Below are 22,971 nucleotides of genomic sequence, written 5' to 3'. Positions count from 1 at the left end.
CCGGCAATGCCATTCACCACCCTGCTTTTTCACACCCGTTTCAGAGAATTGGCCTTCAATTCGTTAAAGTCCATGCTCGAATTGAAGGCGGCCGGACTCAAGAAAGTAGTCCTGGTCCATGTGATTCCCAGGGAGGATGTTGAGTTCGTGCCTTACGGCGGCATCCTCAAAAAAGACCGCAAACGTTTTATCGAAACCGCACATCGTACTTTTGACGACTGGATTCAAACCATCGACGACCCGCAGCTTGAATTTTGCAAGCGGGTAGAAGTGGGCGCCATCAATGCCGAGATTTTAAAGGCGGCCGAGGAAGAGAAGGCCGACTTGATCGCGGTGGGTCGCAAAAAGCGCACTGCCCTGGAAAGGGTTTACGTGGGCAATCACGTCCTGGATGTCCTGCGTCGCAGCAGCATTCCGGTGCTTATGAGCAAATATATGGTCCAGTATGAATGGCAGGGTGAGCAGCTCACGCGCACCAACGAAGAGATCTGGAAACGTCCGCTGCTGGCCTCGGACTGGTCGGAGCCTTCCCGGCGTGCCCTGGATGCGGTCATCGGGCTCAAGGGCCTGGTTGAAAAAATTATCGTTTCCCACGTGATGGGGGCGCGCATGCTAAAAAACCTGGATGATGCGACCATCAAACGTCTTGAAGAAGAAAGCCTCAAGCGGCTGGACGCCTACTGCCGTCGGGTCGACGAGGCCGGCGTTCAGAGCGAATCGCATCTGGCGATGGGGCGTACGGTAGAAGAAATCATCAAGCTGTCCAGGGACTACGGTGCCACCATGATCGTCCTGGGCAGAACGGGAAAAGACTGGTTCCAGGAATACTGGCTGGGGGGCGTCTCCCACCAGATTGCCGAATTGAGCGAACTGCCGGTTCTTTTAGTTCCATAAATTTTGATCGTGTCCGTCCATAAATCGGCAAATTTGGTCGAGATCAAGGCTTTCGAAAAATTTTACCGCAGGCATATGGTTGATATTTCGAGGATAAAATTTTTCTTATAACGCAGATATCGGGCAAATTGGCCATTTATGGATGGGCACGGATAAGGGTACCATGATCCATCACCTAGAAAACACCAAAATCGCCATGGTCGGCGGGGGACGGTTTTGCGAAAAACTGCTCAGGCATGTGCTCAGCGACCATTTCAAGGGTCGTCAGCCAACGATCCTGGGCGTGGCCGACATCAACGAAAACGCTGCGGGTATCAGCTACGCCCGTTCCTTGAATATTTTTAACTGCAGCGACTATCGCGAGATATGCCGCCTCGAGGGGTTGGACACAATCATCGAGGTTACCTGGGATCTGGAACTGGCCCGTGAGATCGCCCGCATCAAACCGGCAGGGGTGGAGCTAATCAACCACCAAGATTCGCGCTTCCTCTGGGACCTGCTCCAACTGGAAGCCATTCGTGAGGACGCCTTTGCCGCCCTGGAGACCGAAAAGCTCACCTCTGAAAATGCCAGGGCGCGTATCAACCGCTGCTTCCGCAAGACCGCCGAGATCGTCATGCAGCGCAACCGCCGTTTCAAGCAGATCGAAAACGAACTATACGAAAAAGAAAAGTCCCTGTCGCAAATCGTTCAAGGAAGCACTATCCCGACGTTCGTGATCAACCGGGATCACGTGGTCACCCATTGGAACCATGCCCTGGAAAAGCTGACCGGGTACACTGCCGAACAAATCGTGGGCACCCGCGATCACTGGAAACCGTTCCGCAAAGAGGAACGGCCCATCATGGCCGACGTCATCCTGGACCAGTTGGAGACCGGCGAGATCAACCACTATTACGGATCGCGCTGGCAGCCGTCCACCCTGATCGAAGGTGGTTTCGAAGCCGAAGAGTTTTTCGAGCATCTGGGGGAAAACGGGAGCTGGGTATTTTTTACCGCCGCACCCATAAAAGCCTCCGATGGCACCCTTGTCGGTGCTATCGAAACCCTGTGGGACACCACTGAACGTCGGCAGGCCGAAAGTGAACGCCGGGCCTACACCCGGCGCATCGAGGCCAGCGAGCGCACCCTTTCCCAGATTCTTCAAGGCAGCGGCGTGCCAACCTTTGTTCTCAATCAGGATCATGTGATCACCCACTGGAACCAGGCCCTGGAGAAACTCACCGGATACCCGGCCGCCCGGATGATCGGCACGCGGCGCCAGTGGGAGCCGTTTTGGAACAACGAACGGCCCTCCATGGCCGATGTGATCATGAAGCAGCTTGACGATGCGGAAATCCGGGAGCTTTACAGCGATCACTGGCGGCCCTCCAAGCTGATCGAAGGCGGTTACGAAGCGGAGGTCTTCTTCCCCAAACTGTCCAACGGCGGGCGGTGGTGCTGGTTTACGGCGGCGCCCATCAAGACGGCCGACGGCACTGTTGTCGGCGCCATCGAAACCCTGTGGGACACAACGGACAAAAAACGCGCCGAAGCGGAAAACCGCCGCTACGTCAAAGACCTGGAAGAAAAAGAGCAGGCCCTTTCCCAGATCGTTCAGGGAAGCACGACGCCGACCTTCGTGATCAACCGGAACCACATGGTGACCCACTGGAACCGGGCGCTGGAGAAGCTGACCGGTTATACGGCGGAGGAGATCGTGGGGACCAATCATCATTGGAAAGCCTTTCGCAAGAAGGCCCGTCCCCTGATGGCCGACGTCATATTGGACCAGTTGGAAACCGGAGAGATCAGCCAATACTACGGCGCCAAATGGCGCCCCTCATCTTTGCTGGAAGGCGCCTATGAGGCTGAAGAGTTTTTCGAACATCTGGGTGAAAACGGCCGCTGGCTCATTTTCACGGCCGCACCCATCAAGGCCCCGGACGGCACCTTGATGGGCGCCATCGAAACCTTGTGGGACTCCACGGAAAACAAGCGGGTCGAAGCGGAACACCGCCGCGATCTCATTCGCATCGAAGAGAGCGAGAATCGTCTGGCTCAGATTCTTCAGGGCAGCAACGTGCCCACCTTCGTACTCAACCAGGATCGCGTCATCACCCATTGGAACCTGGCCCTGGAGCGGCTGACCGGTTATCCGGGCTCCCGCATGGTGGGAACCCGGCGGCAGTGGGTGCCTTTCTGGGAAAAGGAGCGGCCCACCATGGCCGACCTGATTCTGGACCGTTGCAGCGAACAGGAGATCTGGGACTTATACGGCGGCAACTGGAAGCGGTCGAAGCTCATCGAAGGTGCCTACGAAGCGGAGGTCTTTTTTTCAAAGCTGGGATCGGGCGGCAAGTGGCTCTTTTTTACCGCAGCCCCCATACGGTCCGCCGACGGCAGCGTTTCCGGCGCCATCGAAACCTTCTGGGACATCACCGAGAAAAAAGAGGCTGAAGCCCAGTGCAACCGGTACACCCGTGAAGTCGAAGAGAGTCATCGTTTGTTGTCCCAGATCATTCAGGGAAGCACCATTCCCACCTTTGTACTCAACCAGGAGCATGTCGTCACCCACTGGAATCGGGCGGTGGAACTGCTGACCGGCTATCCGGCAACCCAAATGGTGGGGAGCGCTCGGCAATGGGTTCCATTTTATGACAGCGAGCGGCCCACCATGGCCGATGTGATCCTGGACCGTAAGAGTGAACAGGAGATCTGGGACCTGTACGGCGGCAAGTGGAAAAAATCCGAGTTGATCGAAGGCGCCTACGAAGCGGAGCTTTTTTTCCCGAAACTGGGAAGCAATGGACGCTGGTGCTGGTTCACAGCGGCACCGATCAAGGCCGCCGACGGCAGCGTGGTGGGCGCCATCGAAACCTTGTGGGACTATTCGGACAAGAAACGGGCCGAAGCCGACCGCCGTCAGTACACTCGCAAGCTCGAGGAAAACCAGCGTACCCTGTCACAGATTATCCAGGGCAGCACCATCCCCACGTTCGTTTTGAACCGTGATCATCTGATTACCCACTGGAATCAGGCCATGGAAAAGTTGACCGGCCATGGCGCCGCGGAGATGGTGGGAACCGACCGGCAGTGGGCGCCCTTCTGGGACAGCGAGCGGCCCTCCATGGCCGATCTGATTATCGATCAGAAGGGCGACCAGGAGATCTGGGATCTGTATGGCGGCAAGTGGAAAAAATCCGAGCTGATCGAAGGCGCCTACGAAGCGGAAGTCTTTTTCCCCAACCTGGGCAAAGGCGGGCGCTGGTGCTGGTTCACCGCAGCACCGATCAAAGCCGCTGACGGCAGCCTGGTGGGAGCCATTGAAACCCTCTTGGACACCACGGAAGCCAAGCATGCGGAAGAAGAGCAGCGCCGCCGCAATCGCGAACTGACGACGCTGTGCTCGATTTACACAGCCCTCAATTCGCCGCTTAGCCTGCAATCCCGCATCGACCACGCCGTGATGGAAATTCGTGACTTCTTTCAGGCGGACAGCGTTTGTCTGTACATGGATGAGGGCAACGGCCGCTTCGACCTGCGGTATTTCAATACCTGCTACGCGGAGCCCGGTCGAGGAAGCCAGGGGCCGGATTCGGAACCGGAAATGATCCGCAAAGTGTCCCGTACGGACAAGCCCTTGATTTACCAGAACAGCGACCACGATGCCGACGAACCGCAAGCGGACAGCCCCACGTTCGCCTATATTCCCATCAGCGCCAAGGAAACCAGGAGTCTGGGGGTCATGCGGATCGAAAAGGCCGCCGAGCGGTTTTCTTCCGAAGAGCTGCATCTGCTGGATCTGATCGGCAACCGCATCGGGGCCACCATCGAAAACGCCCTGCTGCACGACGAAGTTATCCAGAAATCCAATTTCCAGGCCAAGCTGATCAAAAGCGCCAATGACGGCATCGTTGCCACGGACGACCAGTGGAAAACCGTGATTTTCAATCCGGCGGCCGAGCGCATTTTCGGTTATTCGGCCAAAGACGTGGAGGGGGTCAAGGATGCCCGCGAATTGCTTCCCGAATGGGTCCAGCATGCGCTCGTTCACGCCCCCGGTGATGGCGCCGAAGCCTCGGCCTGGAAAGAAGCCGACATCAAAGCCAGCACCGGAGAAGCCATTCCCGTGCGTTTTGCCGGAACCACCCTGCGGGCCAAACAGAAAATGATGGGTACGGTCGCCTTTTTCCAGGATTTGCGCGAGATCAAGCGCCTCGAAAGGGAACTGGTCAACAGTGAGCGACTGGCCGCCGTTGGCCAGACCGTTGCCGGATTGGCTCACTGCATCAAAAACATCCTGCATGGATTCAAGGGCGGCAGTTATCTGGTGGATGTTGGATTATCGCGGGACAACAACGATAAATTACGCAGCGGCTGGGACATGATCCAGCGCAACATCACCCGCACCTCCGACCTGGTGATGGACCTGCTCTCCTATTCCAAAGAGCGGGAGCCCGAGTACGAAACCTTCAATCCCAACGACACTGCCGAGGATGTCTGCGAACTGATGGATGGTGTGGCCCAGGATAACGATGTGGCGCTGGTAAAACAGTTTTCCGACCGGATTACACCGGTGACCATGGACCCGCGGACCCTGCACCGCTGCCTGATGAATCTGGTGACCAATGCCATCGATGCCTGCATCTTCGACACAGCCGTCGATAAAGAAGAACATCGGGTGACCGTCGTAACCGAAAAGGAAGATGAGCAGACCATTCGCTTTGATGTCAAGGACAACGGCTGCGGCATGCCCGAGGAGGTCAAAGACAAGTTGTTTACTTCCTTTTTCAGCACCAAAGGGGTCAAGGGAACCGGACTCGGCCTGCTGGTCACCGCCAAACTGGTAGAAGAGCACAAGGGGACCATCGAGGTGAATTCCGAAGAGGGGAAGGGTACTGCCTTTACTTTGCGCTTTCCAGTGACGCCAGGTGATGCCGGCGGGAAGGATTAGTCGATTAGAAGATCGGGCGCTTTCGTGACTGGAAGGATGCCCGACCCCAAATCAAGTGCTGTCGGTCGTAGCAGATTCCGTGATAGATCGGTATACCTTGTTCCTTTGGTTTGCCGGGTTTTTAAATTGAAAACCCGCCGGGCTGATTTATCTCACCATATTCCATTTAACCCGGTGGAGCGTTCTATTCTTAGAAGGCAACAAGGCGTAAATGTGCTCGGAATAAAACTACACGCTGAAGCAGTCCATAAAAACGATTCGACAGCCCATCATGTTGCTTGAACAGAGCGGGAGTACTCTCAATTTTTTATTGTGAAGAGGCAAACCAATCAATGACTATTTTCGCTGCAAGCACCGAAGATGCGAAAGCAATCGCCGAAATCGTATCGCTGTCGAATAAAGATGTGGCCGTTAAGTTTGGCATCACAAAAGAGAACAATCCCAAACATCCTTCCTTTTATGATGAGGCGTGGGCCTTGTCTGACTTTGAAAGAGGTGAGGCGTTTTTTTTATACAAAATAGATGGCGTAAATGTGGGCTGCGTAGCATTCGAGCAGCCCAATCCCGAAGTTGGCTATCTCAACCGGTTGTCTGTACTGCCTGCTTATCGAAATAGGGGTGTTGGAGCAGAGCTTGTTCGGAATGTTTTCCATTATGCGCAATCAAAAGGGGTGCCTGAAATCAGCATCGGGATCATCGCAGAAAATACCGACTTAACGAATTGGTATAAAAAACTGGGTTTCGTGGAAAATGGACTTAAAAAATTTTCGCATTTGCCGTTTGATGTGCTGTTTATGAGATATGATTTAATTTTGTAACCCAATTATCGATTGTAAGATAAGGAAAAGAATGGAAGAAAATCCATATTTGAAATCAGCAATTTTAGGCCGCACATGAAGAACCCGAACAGAAAAACCGTATTCCGGTTGATCGATCTTCCAAACATCGGAAAAGCCATAGCAAAGGATCTCCAGTCCATTGGCATCGATCATCCAAAAAAACTGATCGGCAAAAATCCATTTGCCCTGTATGATGAGCTGTGCACGATATCGGGGAAAAGGCATGATCCCTGTGTGCTCGATGTCTTTATGTCAGCGGTCCATTTTATGGAAGGGGGGGCTCCACGCCCCTGGTGGGCGTTTACCGACAAAAGAAAAAAGCATATGGGATCAATTAAGATGGCAGTAAAAAAGTGACGTGCAAAACAGCGCAAAAATAATCAAATTCATTAACATTTTAATGGGATGCATTTTTTTTGAAAGGTGAACAAGAAGAGCTGGACTTCATATTTCCCGCTTCCTGCAATGCTTGTGCAATAGAAGCTTGCAAATTTTGATTGTCGTGATAAGATAAAACATTTCAATTACTTGTCATATTACTTTGCCGGGCAGAGCGCAATCGCATTACGAACTCAACCATCGTAGCAATCGCATGTAAGGAGGCTTGCAAGATGAGCAAAAAAGTATTGATCGTGGATGACGATCCGGATGTGCGGCTGTTCAACTCAACCGTCGTGGAGGAGAGCGGCTACACACCCGTAGAAGCGGCCAATGGCGAAGAGGGCCTGAAGATGCTCAAGCAGGAATCTCCGGATCTGGTGGTCCTGGATGTGCTGATGCCCAAACAGAGCGGTATCCGCTTATATCGCATCCTGAAAACGGAAAAAGCCCTTAAGGGCACGCCCGTCATCATCCTCTCCGGTGTGGCCAAACGAACCTTTCTGCGCAGTCAGAAGGCGCTTACGGAGTTTGGCGATCAACCGGTTCCGGAGCCGGAGAGCTATCTGGAAAAGCCTGTCGAACCCGAGGAACTGGCCCAGGAATTGAGAAAGTTTTTGGACTAGCTCGCCGGCGGGTTTGCCCGGCAGGCAAGGATGAGACAACATGGAAATAAAAAAACTGCTGTTTGTCACCCGGTTCGACAAGCTTCGGTTCGATGCACTGCAGTCTTTGCTGGACCTGAAAAAAGCGGCCCTGAACCATGTGGTTTTTTTAAACGTCATCGAGCGTGACAAGGTGGCCATGCGCAGGGGCAAGGGGTATGAGAAGAGCGCTGAAATCCGGCTCCGGGAAAAAGCCAACATCCGGTTTATCGACTGGGCCGAGACCCTTTTCGAACAGGGCATGGAAGTGGGCGTTTATATCGTCGTGGGCAGTTTTGCCAGCCAGGTGATTCAGGCGGCTGAAAAAGAGTCGGTGGATCTCATCGTACTGAGCCCAGATAAAAAAGGTCGCTTCGAGCAGCTTTATTCCGGCTCCGACATCACCGAAATCGTTCATCGTTCAGCCACGCCGGTGCTGGTTTACAAGTACCTCACCCGAAAAGGCCCGCTGGCTGAAAATCCATTTGAAAAGCCCCTTTTGGCCACCAACTGGTCCAGCGCCAGCCGCCGAGCCATCGAATATCTCAAGTCCCTGAAAGCGGTGATCCGTGAAGTGGATGTCGTGCACGTGGCCAGCGAGAAAGATCTGAAGGGAACTTCGGCCATGGCCATTCAGAAGACGCGCAAGGAAAACCGCAGCAAGCTGGAAGACCTGTGTGACGATCTGGAAGACAATGGCATTATGGCCCGACCCCATGTTTACATCGGGGATACGGTAGAAGAAATCGACAAAGCCGCCCGGGAATGCCAGTCCTCAATGATTTTTGCCGGTTCGCCGCGTAAATCGCTGTGGACGGATCGCTGGGGAAGCAGCATTGGCAAGGCCTTGGCGGAGCGGTCCGTTTTTCCGATTTTGCTCATTCCGCCCAAAGAGGAGTAGCGGTTGGTTTTTTATACAGCATACAGATCCTAACCTGCAACGAGACTGAGGAGGGAGACATGGCGGTCATCACGATTTCGAGACAGTTTGGCGCAGGCGGCATTACCCTGGGAAAAATGATTGCCGAAAAGATGGGGTACACCTTCGCCGACAGTGACATCATTCAGCGTGTCGCCAAAGAGGCCAACGTCTCCACCGAATGGATCGAATCCTTCGAAAAAGAAGCCGGCAGCAAGCTTTCCCGTTTCATTTCCAGCATGGTATCCAAGCGCTGGCTGGATCGCGTACTTTCCGACGAAAGAGGCTATCTGGACGAACAGATCTACCTGGACTACCTCGTTCTGATCGTCGCCCAATTTGCCGATGAAGGCGACGTGGTCATTCTCGGCCGGGGAAGCCAGTATATTCTCAACGACCATCCCGACGCCGTTCACATCCTGCTCGTGGACCAGTTTGAAAATCGGGTCAAGTTCATGATGAAGCAGTATGACATGCCCCAGAAAAAAGCCGAACGCATGGTCGCCAACGAAGACCGTCGACGGTTGAGCCTGTTCAAACGGCTGGGGAAAAGCGATTACGACAATCCGCAGCTCTACCACCTGGTCCTCAACATGGGGCGGTTGGATCTGGATACGGCCCGGGATATGGTCTGCGAACTCGTGGCCAGCCAACTTAAAGAGGAGGTGGCGTAAACAGGCGGCAAGCGCACTGCCGCCGCATCGTTTAATTGATTGTCACTATCTTACAACGATATCCTCCCGCTTCAGGCAAAACCGACCATCGGTTTTGCCTGAAACCGTTGGTAGGCAAGCGTATCCTTATTGACATTGGCACCCGGGTACATTATTGCTGGCATGCCCGCGGTTTTTTTTAGTCATTTGCTCGATACCGGGTCGCTTGATCAATTGCGGAATCGAGCCGGATACAGCATAGAAAAAGGAGCTTGCCATCGAAATTTTACGTACCATCGACGCCATGCGTTCCTATTCGTCCACGTTGCGGCAGTCGGGGAAAACGATCGCTTTTGTCCCCACCATGGGTTTCCTTCATAAAGGCCACCTCTCGCTGATGAAAAAGGGCCGGGAACTGGCCGACCGTGTGGTGGTGAGTATTTTCGTCAATCCCATCCAGTTCGGCCCCAGCGAGGATCTGGCCGCCTATCCCAGGGACGAGGCGCGGGATCTGGAAATGGCCGATAAAACAGGGGTTGACGCGGTTTTTATTCCCGACGCAACGCAGATGTACCCCGATGGATTCCAGACGACGATTGCACTGAATGCCCTTCCCGGTCATCTTTGCGGTCTTTCGCGGCCGGGGCACTTCGACGGGGTGGCCACGGTGGTCGCCAAGCTGCTGGGCATCGTCTGGCCCAACATGGCCATATTCGGAGAAAAAGACTACCAGCAACTGTTAGTTGTCCGGCAGATGGTCAAGGATCTGGATCTGGATGTCGACATTGTCGGTGCGCCCATTGTTCGGGAGGCCGACGGCCTTGCCATGAGTTCCAGAAACATGTATCTTGCCGATGATCAGCGCAAAGCCGCCTGCAGCCTGTATCGGGTCCTGACCGAATCCAAAAAGAGGGTAAAGGCAGGGGAAACCCGTGCCGATACCATCATCGCGTCCGCTGAAGCTCTCATCCAGGCCTATCCGGAAACCCGGATCGATTACATCGCCGTTTGCGATCCGTCGACGTTGGACGCGGTAACCGCTATCGACGGTCCGGTATTGATGGCCTTGGCGGTGAAGGTGGGCCGGGCGCGGCTCATCGACAACATGTTGCTGACTCCCTGAACATGAATGAACACTCATTACCATAAAAGGAGTTTTCCATGACCAACAAGTTTCTGTTTACCTCCGAATCGGTTACCGAAGGCCATCCGGACAAGGTTGCCGATGCCATTTCCGACGCCGTTCTGGATGCCATCATGGCCCAGGACAAAAGCTGCCGCGTCGCCTGCGAAACCCTGGTCACCACCGGCCTTGCCTTCATTGCCGGCGAAATCACCACTGAATGCTACGTGGACATGCCCCAGATCGTGCGCGAAACGATTAAGGACATCGGCTACCACTCCTCGCAGATGGGGTTCGACTGGCGCACCTGCAGCGTGATTACCAGCATCGACCATCAAAGCCCGGACATCGCCCAGGGGGTAAATACCGGCCAGGGTCTGTACAAGGACCAGGGCGCCGGCGACCAGGGGCTGATGTTCGGCTTCGCCACGGACGAAACCCCGGAACTGATGCCCATGCCCATCATGTACGCCCACAAGCTGACCCGGCGTCTGGCCAAGGTGCGCAAGAACGGCGCCCTGGATTTTCTGCGTCCGGACGGCAAATCCCAGGTGACCATCGAGTACCATGACGGTCAGCCCAAACGGGTGGATACGGTGGTAGTCTCCAGCCAGCATAAGCCCGACGTTACCTACGAAAACCTGCGCGAGGCCATCATCGAAGAGGTCATCAAAAAAGTGATTCCCGCGGAGATGATCGACGGCGACACCCGCTATTTCATCAATCCCACCGGACGGTTCGTGGTGGGAGGCCCCATGGGCGACTGCGGGCTTACCGGGCGCAAGATCATCGTGGACACCTATGGCGGGCAGGGCAGCCACGGCGGCGGTTGCTTTTCCGGCAAGGACCCCTCCAAGGTGGACCGCAGCGCCTCATACATGGGCCGCCACGTGGCCAAGAACATCGTGGCTGCCGGCCTGGCCAAAAAATGCGAGGTGCAGGTCGCCTACGCCATCGGCGTGGCCGAACCGGTGTCGGTGATGATCGATTTGATGCATACCGGTAAGGTGCCCAAAGAGCGGGTGGAGGAGATCGTCAAGGAGGTCTTCGACCTGCGTCCGGCAGCCATCATCGAGTACCTGGATCTGCTGCGCCCCATTTACCGAAATACCGCCGCTTACGGACACTTCGGCAGGACCGAACCTGAATTTTCTTGGGAAAAGACCAATATGGCCGACATTATCCGAGAGAAGGCGGGCTTGTAGTTCGTATAATGATTATTATTTTTTATTGAAGAATCACAGGGGACCGTCCGGGTCCCCTATGTTATGGAGGAACAATCATGACCCTTGCCGAAAAAGTGGTGACGATCGACGGCCCGCCGGCCTACGATGCGTCCTTGTCTTATAAAGTTGCCGACATCGAACTGGCCGACTTCGGCGACAAGGAGATGCAACTGGCGGAAAACGAAATGCCCGGACTGATGGCCGTGCGCGAAAAATACGGCCCCAAACAGCCCCTTAAAGGGTTGCGGGTCACCGGCAGCCTGCACATGACCATCCAGACGGCCATGCTTATCGACACCCTTAAAATTCTTGGGGCGGACATTCGCTGGGCCTCGTGCAACATCTTTTCCACCCAGGATCATGCCGCGGCGGCCATCGCCCGCAAAGGCTCGGCGGCCGTTTTCGCCTGGAAGGGCGAGAACCTCGAAGAGTACTGGTGGTGCACCGAACAGGCCCTGGTCTGGCCCGATGGCAGCGGCCCGCACCTGATCGTGGATGACGGCGGCGACGCCACCCTTTTCGTCCACCAGGGAGTTGCCGTGGAAAAAGATCCGTCCCTGTTGGAAAAAGCCTACGATTCTGCGGATGAGCAGCTACTGATGGCCCGCCTGAAATCCAGTTTCGAAAATGATTCCGGTCGCTGGACCCGGATTGCCGAATCCGTCAAGGGTGTCTCAGAAGAGACCACCACCGGCGTGCACCGTCTCTACCATCTGTCCCAGAAAGGCGAACTGCTTTTTCCAGCATTCAACGTCAACGACTCGGTGACAAAATCCAAGTTCGACAACCTGTATGGCTGCCGGGAATCTCTAGCCGACGGCATCAAGCGGGCCACGGACATCATGATGGCGGGCAAGATCGTGGTGGTATGCGGCTATGGTGATGTGGGCAAGGGTTGTGCGCACTCCATGCGCGGCTACGGCGCCCGTGTGCTGGTAACCGAGGTCGATCCCATTTGTGCGCTGCAGGCAGCCATGGAGGGATTCGAAGTGACCACCATGGAAGACGCCGCCTCGGTGGGAGACGTTTTCGTTACGGCCACCGGATGCTACAAGGTGATCACCGGAGCGCACATGGAGCAGATGAAAAACGAGGCCATCGTCTGCAACATCGGCCATTTCGACAACGAGATCGCCATGGATTACCTCGACAACAACCCGAAGTGCAAGAAAACCGCAATCAAACCCCAGGTAGACATGTGGACGCTGGAATCGGGTCGGACGATCATCGTTCTGGCCGAGGGGCGGCTGGTCAACTTGGGCTGCGCCACCGGCCATCCCAGTTTCGTGATGAGCAACAGTTTCACCAACCAATGCCTGGCGCAGATCGAACTGGCCACGGGCGACTATAAAACCGACGTTTACACCCTCCCGAAAAAATTGGACGAAGAGGTGGCCCGGCTGCACCTGGCCCGGTTGGGCGTCAAGCTGAGCAAGCTCAATCAGGTCCAGGCCGACTACCTGGGCGTGCCGGTGGACGGACCGTTCAAGCCGGATCATTACCGCTATTAATAAACAAATAAGCGGTCGGGGAGTGCCCCCGACCGCTTATTTGTTTATGAATCGATTCGGCTGCTTGCAGTGGCCTTTGTTTACTGCATCTCTTCGATCAATATCAAGCTGTCTTCGACCTCTTGCTTTTGTTCCGGCGTGGCCACCAGTTCTTTGGCGCGTTCCAGGGTGGTCAAGCCCCCTTCGACATCCCCCTGTCTGGCCTGAACCAGGGCAAGGCCCACATAAGCCGGCGCATATTCGGCATCCAATGTTTTTGCGCGCACGAATTCGGCATTTGCGGCATTGATTTTTCCGCGGCTTAAGAGACTGTGTCCATTTTTGACATGGTGCTCGGGGGTGTCCAGTGCCGGCCGCAGAAAAATCGTGTCCGGCCCGCAAGCCACGATAATGATCACCGCCAGCATCAATAGCGGAAAGCAATTGCGACGACCCATGATTTTCTCCTTATCCGTCGAACGATTTTACTGTGTCTGCACCTTATCGAGCACAATGCACACCCGGCAGGCTTTCAGGAAATTCAAATGAATGGCCGAACTGCGCAGGCGGGCGGCGTCGGTCGTTGGAATAACCAGATCCGTTTTTCCCGTCGAACGGGTCCGGATAGCCTTGACAATCAGGGGCCGTTCGCCCACTCGTGGATCTTTGCGGGCATCATCCAAGGTGGCGGCGAAACCGCTCATTCCCCTGGATACGGCAAATTCGCGGCTGACAAAGGCGGGGCCGAAAACGACTTCCCCGGATTCATCGACGATGACCGGAACCAAAGCGGGAAGGGCGCCAATCCCGACGGCATCGACGATCAGTCCGGTATAGGGGGCGCTGTCGTTGCCTTCCTTTTCTTTGAATGACGGCTTCGTCTCTTTTTGGGCCGCGTTCACCGTGGTGACCGGCTCCACCTGGCGGATTTCCTCCGGCAGTACAAACTGGCCGAATCCCCCCGTCAGGTTCATGGTCAGTTCAATCTCCAGTGTTCCGTCAGAAAGGTACTCCTGCCGGTTGACGGAGGCGTTGCCGGCAAGGGTGCGCAGCCCTTCCAAAAAGTCCGGGTTTCCCCGGACGCGGTCCGCTACGCGGCTGCCGGCATCGATGCGTATGGTCATTACCGTATCCAGCAATTTTGCCCGGGCCATCTGCAGGGCATTATCCAGAATGGCCGAGGCTGCGGTCGGCGACGCGTTGTCACCAATTTGGGCGGGGGTGCCGATCCCTTTGGCCCGAACCGTTCCCGCGCTCCAATCAATGCAGCCGCTGCCCGATTGTTGAACCAGAGGACCATCGGCCATAGCGGATGCAGCCAGGGAGAAAACAATCAGCACGAAGAGTTGGTAGAATGGGCGCAGAATAAATTTTACTTTCAATTCTTGGTAGTTACCCCTATGATGTTGACCGGTGCAAAATATATATTGTACAAATTCGGAGAAGTCAACAAAGGTGGACGACCCATCCGGACAAAGAGGATAACGATCCCATGGAAAAATTCGTCGGTGCGCTTGGCAGAACGACGATTCGAAGGATCAACCGCTTGACGGATTTGTGTGCGCTGACCTGCCGGCTGATCTCCATAGCCGTGCCGTTTCCCCGTACCGGCCGGATGCTGATCCGAAGGGTGATCGTGGAACAGCTCTATTTTACGGCTGTCGAGGCGTTGCCGGTGATTGTTCCCGTCGCCTTGATCATCGGCGTAATGATGATTGTTCAGTTTTCCCAGCTCTCCGGTCAGGTGGACCTGGGCAAGATCGTAGTGCTGCTCGTATTGCGGGAAATCGGGCCGTTGATCACGGCTATCATCGTCATTTTGCGGTCCGCTACCGCGGTCACCATCGAAATGTCCTACATGAATGTGCTCAATGAAATCGAAGCCTTGGAAATGGCGGGGATCGACCCTTTGAACACTCTCTGCCTCCCCCGCCTTCTGGGCATTACCACGGCCGTTGTCAGTCTGGTCCTGGTGTTCGATCTCATGGCCATTATCGGCGGCTATGTCATCGTCAAGGGGCTGACCACGTTGCCGGTGGAAGGCTTTTTCCAGCAGATTGCCAAGGGCGTCGTGGGGGCCGATATTGCCGTTGGTTTGCTGAAGAGCATCCTTTTCGGTGTGGTCATCACCGGCACCTGTCTCTATCACGGGCTGACGCCAAAGGACCAGATTACGCAAGTGCCGATAGCGACTTCCAGAGCCGCCGTGGACTGTTTTTTTTATTGCCTGGTCATCAATATTTTTATTTCTTTCATTTTTTACGTGTAAATGCAGCCGACTCCACCGATTCTTGAAATCACCGACCTGGTGCTCGCCCCCTTCGGCAGACAGACGACCTACGGCGCAGATCACCTGAAGATCGCCCGCGGCGATGTGATCGCCATCGAAGCCGACGCAGCTTTGGACAGCCGGCAACTGCTGCGCGTGCTGGCCACCTTGGATCGTCCGGAAAAGGGCCGATTCCGGTTCGACGGGTCTGACGTGGATTTGGACGACTATCGACGATGTCTGGCTGTCAAACGCCGGATTGGCTACGTGGCCCCCGATTGTGCCATGGTCAGCAACCGAACGGTCCGCGAAAATCTTCTTTTGACCCGGTTTTATCACGAGAACGACCTGTCCATTGACCTGGATGAAACGATGGCGCTTCTTTGTAAAGATGCCGGCCTGTCCGACGATTTGAACCGTCGGCCTTCCGAACTGAACGACAGCGTCCTGATGAAAACCATCGCTATCCGTGAGATGGGCAAGCGGCCGCTGCTGATGCTGATCGACCGGCCGGAGAATTTCATACAGATCACACCGGACGATGCCATTTTTAACCATTTGAAAAATATGGTACAGTCAAAAACAGCGGTCGTCTTTTTCTCCAACAACGAAAAAATGAGCGACCTCGGGCGGCGGCAGTTGACGCTTCACAACGGAACGATCCGGATCATGGATTCCCAGTAGTCATTTAAACGGCAGTCTTCTGACCCATGGAAACAAGCTTCACAAAAGCGGAGAAAAGCGTCGGCGTTTTTATTATCGGTATATTCCTGCTGCTGCTGACAACGTTGGTCATCCTTGGAAGGGGCAAGGATTGGTTTGCCGAGGAGGTCACATTTTACACCAGTTTCAAGGAGAGCTACAACCTGCAGGTCAATGCGGCGGTAAAGCTGTTCAAGGCCGATATCGGCAAAGTGGAACGGATCTCGCTGGGGGAGGACAACGTGAACGTCGAATTGGCCATCCTGGCCCGATACGCCTCCCGTATCCGCCAGGATTCGGTGGCCGTGGTGGACAGCCCGACACTCATCGGCTCTGAATACATTTCCATTATTCCCGGCAATTCCACTTCCCCGAAAATTCCCGTGGGCGGCATGATTCCCTCCCAGGAAAAAAAATCCATTACGGATATCTTAAAAGAATTCGAGGTGGAAAAGACGGCCCTGCTGGCTGTCCGGACGATTCAGGAAGTCTCTGAGCTGGTCACCATCCTGAAAGATCCGCAAGGCCCGCTGCTTACCACCTTGGACCACATCGAACGGACTTCGTTGCATCTGGAACGGATTGCCGGGAAAATCGACCAAGGGCAAGGAACATTGGGTTCTTTGTTAGCTTCGCGGGAATTGATGGACCGGATCCTGTCCAACCTTGACCGGACCAATGCCCTGCTGGACCATATCCAGGCCACCGCTGCAAAAGGGCCCGGCCTGATCGATCAGGTCAGCGGCAACCTGTCGACGATCCAAACGGCAGGGGCTGGTGTTGTTGAGAATGTCGAGACCATGAAAGAGATTCTGGACGAGGCCCGTCAGTCCATGGAAACCATCCAGGTCATTCTGGAGAACATGGAGGAAGGCAGCCAGGACATTCCCCAGGTGACGGCAACCGCCAGAGAGGGAATCCGCGAAATCCGGGACGGGGTGGGAAACATTGATCGTGTGGTCAAGAGCCTGCAGCGCAATATCATCATCCGTTCCAATCTGCCCGATGAGCCGGGGGTTGTGGATGTGGATGCGGGGCTGCGCCCGAAATAGTCAGTGTCCATCCAGAAATGGCCAAGCCAATCTTACCCTTGGTCGATATTTTCTTACACGAAAAAGTTTATCCTCGGAATATCAACTAGATACCTGTGGTAAACCCCGAGCTAAGATTGGTCGTGCGCCTCGATCTCGACCAAATTTGCCTATTTCTGGGCGAACACTGAACCGCCATTCTATTTATAACTGCTCCAAAATCGTACGGATGCGTTCCCCGGCATTCAGCCCCGATATCCATTCATCGGGGATGGCGTCCATGCCATGGGCGGCGGCCAGCACCATGCCGGCCAGCATGCCGCGGGCCGAGGAATCGCCGCCGGCCATAACATTTTCCACCATGGCGGTCTTGAAATCGCCGCTATGACGGGCAACAAGGTGTACGGCTCCCGGCAGGCCGACTTCCACACTGCACATCTGGCCGAATTCGGCAATAGTTTCGCGGGTATCTCGATCTTTGCTTTGCAGCCCCATACGGACCAGCGGGGCGATCTCGCTCTCGGCGAACTGTTCGTTCAAGGCAGCCTCCATGGCCGGGACCGGTTCCTTGCCGTTGAGGATGGCAAAGATCGTGCGTGCAAAGAAATCGGCGGACGCGATCACCCGTTCGTCTCCGTGGGTGATGGCTGTCTGTGAACGTGCAGCCCGGACGAGCTGGTTCAGGTTGTCGCCATACACACCCACCAGTGGCGCCATGCGAGAGGCCCCGGCAAGGTCGTCCGAAGCCGAGGCGCTTTGGGTCAGATCCCGGCCGTTGTCCATATTTTCCAGGGTGGCTTTCGTGGCCTTATCGAAATAACCCGTGTAATCCGAAAAAAAATCCCGCCATGATTGGGCAAATCTGGTGGCGTCGAAGCCTTTTTCTTTATCCAGGGTCTCCAGCAGAACCACCATCTGGTCCCCATAATGGGTGAAATCCCCCGCCTTCTTGCCTTTGTGGAAGGAAGTCAACGGGTCGTAATAGCGTTCCACCCTGCCGAATTTTTTGTCGATCACGCCGGTGTTGTACACCCAGTGGACGCCAAGGGACAGGGCGTCGGCTACGAAGGCTCCCAATACAGCCGCTTGTCGTTTCGTCGTCATCGGATTCTCCTTTTTTCAATTCTGCGCGTGTGCGTGCGCAAATGATGAACCATACAGTAATGCAGTGGATCGGGATTTTCAAATTTGGCCATTTCTGGATGGGCAGGCGGCTAAAGTTCAGCGGATGTTGCGCGATATATAAAGTTGCCGGAAAAGGAAGTGACGACTTCGTAAAAAAGCCGATATCGGCGAACCGCGTTCGTCCCTCGTCAGTGCGGAGTACGTTCAGGTACGCCTCCTTTCTCGGGACTCGCAAGCCTTCTTGTCCCGTGTGGTGTTTAGCGGGAGATCTCGGCCTTTTTACAAAACCGTCGGAAGTGAATTGCAGCCACGGAGCGAAACAGAGCGATGCCTTTTTATTCCATCGACCAACTCAAACCGGGGATGGTCCTGGCAACCGATGTAACCGATATGAGCGGCCGGCTGCTGCTGTCAAAAGGGCAGGCCATCGATCCCAAGCATCTGAATATTTTTAAGATGTGGGGCGTTCCGGAGGTGCAGGTCCAGGACGACCAGGAAAACGGGCCGGAAGATTCGCCGACGGTGGACCCGGAAGTTATGCGGCATACGGCCGAAAGCCTCAAATCGGTCTTTTCCGGAAACGACCTCAACCATCCGGCGGTTGCGGAGATTTTTCGCCAGGCCGTTTTCCATCGAAGTCGAAGCGGCGTCAGCCCGACGGTGGAACGTTCGACTGTAGCGGCCAGCGAAAGCACTCCTTCTTCGAACAGCCTGGAGATGCGCCAGAAGATCCGCAACCGGGACATCAAATTGCCAGAAGTTCCGACCATCATTTTTAAGCTCAACGACACCATTGCCGACCCTTTTTCATCCTCTGACGACATCGCCCAGGTCATCAGCAAAAGTCCGGGGCTGGCGGCCCAACTCCTGAGAATCGTTAACAGCGCTTTTTACGGCTTTCCATCCCGGATTGATAGCATCAGCCGTGCCGTTACCGTTATCGGTTCGAAGGAAATTTCGGCCCTGGCGGCGGGCATCGCCACCATGGAAATCTTCAAAGACATTCCTAAAAACGTGTTCGACACCCAGGCATTCACCCATCACAGTCTGACCTGTGGTGTGCTGGCACGCATTCTGGCGGCCGGTGGCAACATCCGCAATACCGAACAGCTTTTCGTTTCCGGATTGCTTCACGACATCGGCAGGATGGTCATGTTCCGGTATTTTCCCCGGCAGGTGGGGACGATGTTGGCCGCTGCCACCGATGGCGAGACCTGCCTTTATGACGTGGAGAAACGGGTCATGGGATTTCGGCACACGGACATCGCCGCCGATCTTTTCGAAAAATGGAAATTTCCCGTCGCTTTGAGCCAGAATGTGGTCTTTCACCATCGACCGACATCGGCTCAGGACCCGGCCCGGGCAGCCGTTATTCATCTGGCCGACATCATTGCCCATGCCCTGGGCGAGGGTAAGAGCGGGGAGTGGTGCATTCCCACCCTGGACACAGCGGCCTGGGACAAACTGAGGATTTCTCCCCAGACCCTTGCCACGATCATCCCCCAGGCGATTCACCACCTGAATTTCCTGACGTCGATCTTCACGGGCGAGTCGTAAATCCAATGGCAGCTCAAGACACCACCGCAGACCTGAAGAACCGTATCGCGTATCTGGAGGAAAACCGACGATATATCCAGAATGCCCTGGAAATGGTCCTTTCGCTGGAGGATTTCTACACGGAAATCGGGGGCGGCAACTACAGCCTTCAAACCCTGCTTCCCGAGGCCAAGCGGCGCATCGACGCCATTATTCCCTTTGAAGTACTGGCCTTTTACATGGTCGACGAGGAGGACTTCTCTTTTCAGCCCACCTATCGTTATCCCGATCACCTGGCTGCGGAGATCCAGCAAGAAGTGGGTTATATGATTGAGGAAGGCTACTTTGCCTGGGCCATTCGCGAGCGCCGCGGCGTGATAATTTCGTCGCGGGATCACTCCCGCCAATACCTGCTGCATGTGATCGCCAACCACAATCAGGTCAAAGGCATGTTCGGCGGGCTGCTGCCGTCCGGTCAAACCAAGCTGCCCGACACGGCCATGACCCTGCTTTCGATTATTCTGCTGCACGTGGCCAATGCGTCGGAAAGCATGGCTTACACCGATCTGTTGAGGAACCAGAGCCGGATTCTGGAAGTTCAGGTGGCCGAACGAACCCGGGAACTGACCCGGTCCCAAAAAGAGTTGCAGGCTTCCATGGACCGGACCCGGGCCATGGCCGAAGCGGCCAATGCGGCCAGCCGTGCCAAGGGAGATTTTCTGGCCAACATGAGCCATGAACTCCGAACGCCGCTAAACGGCATCATCGGCATGACCGAAGTGGCGTTGTCTACCGGTCTCGACGCCAGCCAGCGGCGCATCGTCGAAATTATCGGCCGTGAATCGTCCACTCTTCTCAGACAAATCAACGATGTGCTGGATTATTCCAAGATCGAGTCGGGCAAGCTGGATCTGGAGCAGGTCGAATTCGATCTAAATGTTCTCATGGAGGAGATCGGAGAGAACTTCGCACTTCAGACCAGTGAAAAAGGGGTTGAACTCAATGTCTTCATCGCACCTGATACGCCGACCCGCCTTGAAGGCGATCCCCATCGCCTGCGTCAGGTACTGTTCAATCTAACTGGAAATGCGGTCAAGTTCACCCATGAAGGAGAAATTTTCATTGAGGCCAGGCCGGAAAACAGCAGCGGCGAGCACGCCCGGATCCGGTTTTCAATAAAGGATACCGGAATCGGGATTCCGGAGGAAAAGATCGACCAGGTTTTTTCCAGCTTTACCCAGGCGGACAGCTCCACGACCCGACAATACGGAGGGACCGGCCTGGGGACCACCATCAGTAAACAGATCGTCGAATTGATGGGAGGAGAAATCGGCGTGGACAGTCGACCCGGAAATGGCAGTACCTTTTGGTTCACGGCCGAATTCCTTCGATCATCGGCAGAGCCGTCCATTGCGGCCAAAAAACCCGAATGGGAAGTCGAAACGACCGTTCTGGTGGTTGACGATAGTGCAACCACCTGCCGAGTCCTCGCCGGCCATCTCGACCGGTTGGGCATACGCTGCCTGACAAGCTCCAGCGGCGAGGAGGCCCTGACGCTGCTGACCGAGCGGGACCCTGTAAAAGAACCCGTCCATGCCATCGTCACCGCCGATCATGTATCGGACATGAACGCAGTGGATTTGAAAGAAAATTTGCAGGGGCAGGCCGTCGCGTTTGAAAACACGCCTGTTGTCCTGGCCACGAGCCTCAAAAAAATGGTGGCCGATGACAACGGACCGGCCCATGGCTTTCAGGCCGTGGTCACCAAACCGGTAAAAATCGGCGACCTGAACGTGGCCCTTCACCAAGCGATCCATGGTGCCTGTGCCGAACCCTTGAAATCCGATTTGCCGGCAGATGGCGATCCGGCAGCCACTAAACGCAGTGGACGCATCCTGGTAACGGACGACTACCCGACCAATCAACAGGTGGCGCTGATGCACCTGACGGCTGCCGGGTTTGATGTCGATCTGGCGGACAACGGACAGGAGGCCGTGGATGCCGTCGCCGAGAAAGCTTACGATCTGGTCCTGATGGACATCCAGATGCCGGTGCTGAACGGTTTTGACGCCACCAGCAAAATTCGAGAAATCGAGGCCGCTTCGGGCCGCAATAGTCGGACGCCCATTATCGCCCTGACAGCCAGTGCGCTGAAAGGGGATGAGGAAAAATGCCTCGCCGCCGGTATGGACGGCTACCTGGCCAAACCCATTCGCCGCAGGCAGCTCATTCAGGCGGTGGACCGCTGGATTGGTCTGCAAAAAAGTCTCGAAGCACCACCCATACCGCAAGAACCGGAGAAAATCGCCGAATCATCAACCGGCGACGGAACGATCATGGACATTGCCACCGCTTTGGAGGAGTTTGAGGACGCGGAAACGATAAGAATGATCGCCCGTCAACTGATCGAGAATGCAGACGGGCAGCTCGACCGTATCCAAGCGTCCATTGAAAATGAAGACCGGGAGGCTATTCGAAAAGAGGCCCACGCCATCAAAGGCGGTGCGGCGACCATGGAGGCCCCGGCCCTGACCGAAGCGGCCTTTAGCCTGGAACAGCTCAGCACAGACGGCCCCATGGAAGAACTCAAGGTCGGTTTCGACCAACTGAAAAGCCAATTTTATCGATTCCGGGATTTTGTATCCCAATGGAAAGGAACCTGAACATGCGTATTTTACTGATTGACGACGAACCCATCGCCTTGACGAAACTGGAGTTGATGCTGACCAACGCGGGCACCTGCGACACGGCGGGCAGCGGAGTCGAGGCCACCGAGTACTTCGTGAAAGCCATCAACGACAATCGTCCCTACGATCTGGTCACCATCGATATCGAACTGCCGGACATCACCGGACTGGACCTGTTGAATCGATTTGTCGAACTGGAACATAAAAATGGCATTACCGCGGCCAAAAAAATCATGGTTACGGCCCACAGCAATGTAGATTTCGTGGTCAAGGCCAAAGACAAGTGCGACGCATTTGTGGTCAAACCGCTGCGCAAAGCCACCCTGCTGGCGAAAATCCAAGAACTTTTCCAAGCCTAGAACCGATCTTGCCGAATTGACAAAAACGGTTCACTTGAATTATGCTGTCTGTATTGCAAGGCATTCATAACCTTTATTCTCATAATCCCATCAATGCCTGAAAAGGCTATTTAACCGGTAGCGTGGGCCATTCCCCCGGTGAAGTCGGGCCTGCATTATT

At 55.1% G+C, this 22,971-nt stretch carries 19 protein-coding genes; 16 read left to right on the top strand and 3 right to left on the bottom strand.

The annotated features are described in order from the left end of the window. Window positions 1–6 precede the first annotated feature (6 nt). The 10 genes from GN111_RS17360 to ahcY all read left to right on the top strand — a co-directional run bounded on the left by GN111_RS17360 (window position 7) and on the right by ahcY (window position 13,123). Entirely contained in the window at window positions 7–894 is an 888-nt protein-coding gene (locus GN111_RS17360) for a universal stress protein (RefSeq protein ID WP_155304959.1), read from the top strand. Between the two features lie 163 nt (window positions 895–1,057). After that, the gene (locus GN111_RS17355) at window positions 1,058–5,830 is read left to right on the top strand and encodes a PAS domain S-box protein (protein ID WP_170302349.1); all 4,773 of its coding nucleotides are present in this window, start codon (window positions 1,058–1,060) and stop codon (window positions 5,828–5,830) included. A 332-nt stretch (window positions 5,831–6,162) separates the two neighbouring features. Further along, complete coding sequence (locus tag GN111_RS17350; RefSeq protein WP_155304957.1) at window positions 6,163–6,648, top strand: GNAT family N-acetyltransferase; 486 nt, start codon at window positions 6,163–6,165, stop codon at window positions 6,646–6,648. 75 nt (window positions 6,649–6,723) lie between these two features. Then, a complete protein-coding gene (locus tag GN111_RS17345) occupies window positions 6,724–7,026 on the top strand; it encodes a helix-hairpin-helix domain-containing protein (protein ID WP_155304956.1) in 303 nt (100 codons plus the stop codon). A 254-nt stretch (window positions 7,027–7,280) separates the two neighbouring features. Continuing rightward, entirely contained in the window at window positions 7,281–7,673 is a 393-nt protein-coding gene (locus GN111_RS17340; protein WP_155304955.1) for a response regulator, read from the top strand. Window positions 7,674–7,713: 40 nt separating this feature from the next. Then, a complete protein-coding gene (locus GN111_RS17335; RefSeq protein WP_155304954.1) occupies window positions 7,714–8,592 on the top strand; it encodes a universal stress protein in 879 nt (292 codons plus the stop codon). 59 nt (window positions 8,593–8,651) lie between these two features. Beyond that, a complete protein-coding gene (locus GN111_RS17330; protein WP_155304953.1) occupies window positions 8,652–9,284 on the top strand; it encodes a cytidylate kinase-like family protein in 633 nt (210 codons plus the stop codon). Between the two features lie 256 nt (window positions 9,285–9,540). Beyond that, window positions 9,541–10,386 carry a pantoate--beta-alanine ligase gene (gene panC / locus GN111_RS17325; protein ID WP_155304952.1) on the top strand — a complete coding sequence of 282 codons (846 nt, stop codon included), beginning with the start codon at window positions 9,541–9,543 and terminating at the stop codon, window positions 10,384–10,386. A 38-nt stretch (window positions 10,387–10,424) separates the two neighbouring features. Continuing rightward, window positions 10,425–11,591, top strand: coding sequence for a methionine adenosyltransferase (gene metK, locus GN111_RS17320; protein WP_155304951.1), 1,167 nt, complete (start codon window positions 10,425–10,427; stop codon window positions 11,589–11,591). Window positions 11,592–11,668: 77 nt separating this feature from the next. After that, a complete protein-coding gene (ahcY, locus tag GN111_RS17315) occupies window positions 11,669–13,123 on the top strand; it encodes an adenosylhomocysteinase (protein ID WP_155304950.1) in 1,455 nt (484 codons plus the stop codon). Between the two features lie 80 nt (window positions 13,124–13,203). On the opposite strand, the gene GN111_RS17310 is transcribed toward ahcY, so the two are convergent. Both GN111_RS17310 and GN111_RS17305 read right to left on the bottom strand, forming a co-directional pair. Further along, on the bottom strand, window positions 13,204–13,560 hold the full coding sequence (locus tag GN111_RS17310; RefSeq protein WP_155304949.1) for a tetratricopeptide repeat protein: 357 nt from the start codon (window positions 13,558–13,560) through the stop codon (window positions 13,204–13,206). Between the two features lie 27 nt (window positions 13,561–13,587). Beyond that, window positions 13,588–14,484, bottom strand: coding sequence for a TP0624 family protein (locus GN111_RS17305; RefSeq protein WP_155304948.1), 897 nt, complete (start codon window positions 14,482–14,484; stop codon window positions 13,588–13,590). A 110-nt stretch (window positions 14,485–14,594) separates the two neighbouring features. Here GN111_RS17305 and GN111_RS17300 point away from each other — a divergent pair, with 110 nt between their 5' ends. Genes GN111_RS17300 through GN111_RS17290 form a run of 3 tightly spaced genes read left to right on the top strand, consistent with a single transcriptional unit; the run spans window position 14,595 to window position 17,125 of the window. Continuing rightward, window positions 14,595–15,371 carry an ABC transporter permease gene (locus GN111_RS17300; RefSeq protein WP_155304947.1) on the top strand — a complete coding sequence of 259 codons (777 nt, stop codon included), beginning with the start codon at window positions 14,595–14,597 and terminating at the stop codon, window positions 15,369–15,371. After that, complete coding sequence (locus GN111_RS17295; protein ID WP_155304946.1) at window positions 15,372–16,055, top strand: P-loop NTPase family protein; 684 nt, start codon at window positions 15,372–15,374, stop codon at window positions 16,053–16,055. 26 nt (window positions 16,056–16,081) lie between these two features. After that, window positions 16,082–17,125: an MlaD family protein gene (locus GN111_RS17290; protein ID WP_155304945.1), complete on the top strand. Its 1,044-nt coding sequence runs from the start codon at window positions 16,082–16,084 to the stop codon at window positions 17,123–17,125. A gap of 183 nt (window positions 17,126–17,308) precedes the next feature. On the opposite strand, the gene GN111_RS17285 is transcribed toward GN111_RS17290, so the two are convergent. After that, entirely contained in the window at window positions 17,309–18,208 is a 900-nt protein-coding gene (locus GN111_RS17285) for an ADP-ribosylglycohydrolase family protein (protein WP_155304944.1), read from the bottom strand. A gap of 348 nt (window positions 18,209–18,556) precedes the next feature. Between GN111_RS17285 and GN111_RS17280 the strand changes: the two genes are divergently transcribed. Genes GN111_RS17280 through GN111_RS17270 form a run of 3 tightly spaced genes read left to right on the top strand, consistent with a single transcriptional unit; the run spans window position 18,557 to window position 22,811 of the window. Continuing rightward, on the top strand, window positions 18,557–19,786 hold the full coding sequence (locus GN111_RS17280; protein WP_155304943.1) for an HDOD domain-containing protein: 1,230 nt from the start codon (window positions 18,557–18,559) through the stop codon (window positions 19,784–19,786). 5 nt (window positions 19,787–19,791) lie between these two features. Further along, window positions 19,792–22,428: a response regulator gene (locus GN111_RS17275; protein ID WP_155304942.1), complete on the top strand. Its 2,637-nt coding sequence runs from the start codon at window positions 19,792–19,794 to the stop codon at window positions 22,426–22,428. A gap of 2 nt (window positions 22,429–22,430) precedes the next feature. Further along, on the top strand, window positions 22,431–22,811 hold the full coding sequence (locus tag GN111_RS17270; protein ID WP_170302348.1) for a response regulator: 381 nt from the start codon (window positions 22,431–22,433) through the stop codon (window positions 22,809–22,811). Window positions 22,812–22,971: the final 160 nt, after the last annotated feature.

This window comes from Desulfosarcina widdelii (assembly GCF_009688965.1).
Lineage (GTDB): Bacteria > Desulfobacterota > Desulfobacteria > Desulfobacterales > Desulfosarcinaceae > Desulfosarcina > Desulfosarcina widdelii.
Note: the sequence above shows the minus strand (reverse complement) of the source record. Positions and strands in the feature narration are given on the sequence as shown.

What these genes read in the sequence shown, in the direction of transcription:
- GN111_RS17300 (WP_155304947.1), top strand. Translation starts at nt 14,595, where the DNA reads ATGGAAAAATTCGTCGGTGCGCTTGGCAGAACGACGATTCGAAGGATC.
- GN111_RS17330 (WP_155304953.1), top strand. Translation starts at nt 8,652, where the DNA reads ATGGCGGTCATCACGATTTCGAGACAGTTTGGCGCAGGCGGCATTACC.
- GN111_RS17340 (WP_155304955.1), top strand. Translation starts at nt 7,281, where the DNA reads ATGAGCAAAAAAGTATTGATCGTGGATGACGATCCGGATGTGCGGCTG.
- ahcY (WP_155304950.1), top strand. Translation starts at nt 11,669, where the DNA reads ATGACCCTTGCCGAAAAAGTGGTGACGATCGACGGCCCGCCGGCCTAC.
- GN111_RS17280 (WP_155304943.1), top strand. Translation starts at nt 18,557, where the DNA reads ATGCCTTTTTATTCCATCGACCAACTCAAACCGGGGATGGTCCTGGCA.
- GN111_RS17355 (WP_170302349.1), top strand. Translation starts at nt 1,058, where the DNA reads ATGATCCATCACCTAGAAAACACCAAAATCGCCATGGTCGGCGGGGGA.
- GN111_RS17360 (WP_155304959.1), top strand. Translation starts at nt 7, where the DNA reads ATGCCATTCACCACCCTGCTTTTTCACACCCGTTTCAGAGAATTGGCC.
- GN111_RS17295 (WP_155304946.1), top strand. Translation starts at nt 15,372, where the DNA reads ATGCAGCCGACTCCACCGATTCTTGAAATCACCGACCTGGTGCTCGCC.
- GN111_RS17285 (WP_155304944.1), bottom strand. Translation starts at nt 18,208, where the DNA reads ATGACGACGAAACGACAAGCGGCTGTATTGGGAGCCTTCGTAGCCGAC.
- GN111_RS17350 (WP_155304957.1), top strand. Translation starts at nt 6,163, where the DNA reads ATGACTATTTTCGCTGCAAGCACCGAAGATGCGAAAGCAATCGCCGAA.
- GN111_RS17345 (WP_155304956.1), top strand. Translation starts at nt 6,724, where the DNA reads ATGAAGAACCCGAACAGAAAAACCGTATTCCGGTTGATCGATCTTCCA.
- GN111_RS17310 (WP_155304949.1), bottom strand. Translation starts at nt 13,560, where the DNA reads ATGGGTCGTCGCAATTGCTTTCCGCTATTGATGCTGGCGGTGATCATT.
- GN111_RS17275 (WP_155304942.1), top strand. Translation starts at nt 19,792, where the DNA reads ATGGCAGCTCAAGACACCACCGCAGACCTGAAGAACCGTATCGCGTAT.
- metK (WP_155304951.1), top strand. Translation starts at nt 10,425, where the DNA reads ATGACCAACAAGTTTCTGTTTACCTCCGAATCGGTTACCGAAGGCCAT.
- GN111_RS17335 (WP_155304954.1), top strand. Translation starts at nt 7,714, where the DNA reads ATGGAAATAAAAAAACTGCTGTTTGTCACCCGGTTCGACAAGCTTCGG.
- GN111_RS17290 (WP_155304945.1), top strand. Translation starts at nt 16,082, where the DNA reads ATGGAAACAAGCTTCACAAAAGCGGAGAAAAGCGTCGGCGTTTTTATT.
- GN111_RS17270 (WP_170302348.1), top strand. Translation starts at nt 22,431, where the DNA reads ATGCGTATTTTACTGATTGACGACGAACCCATCGCCTTGACGAAACTG.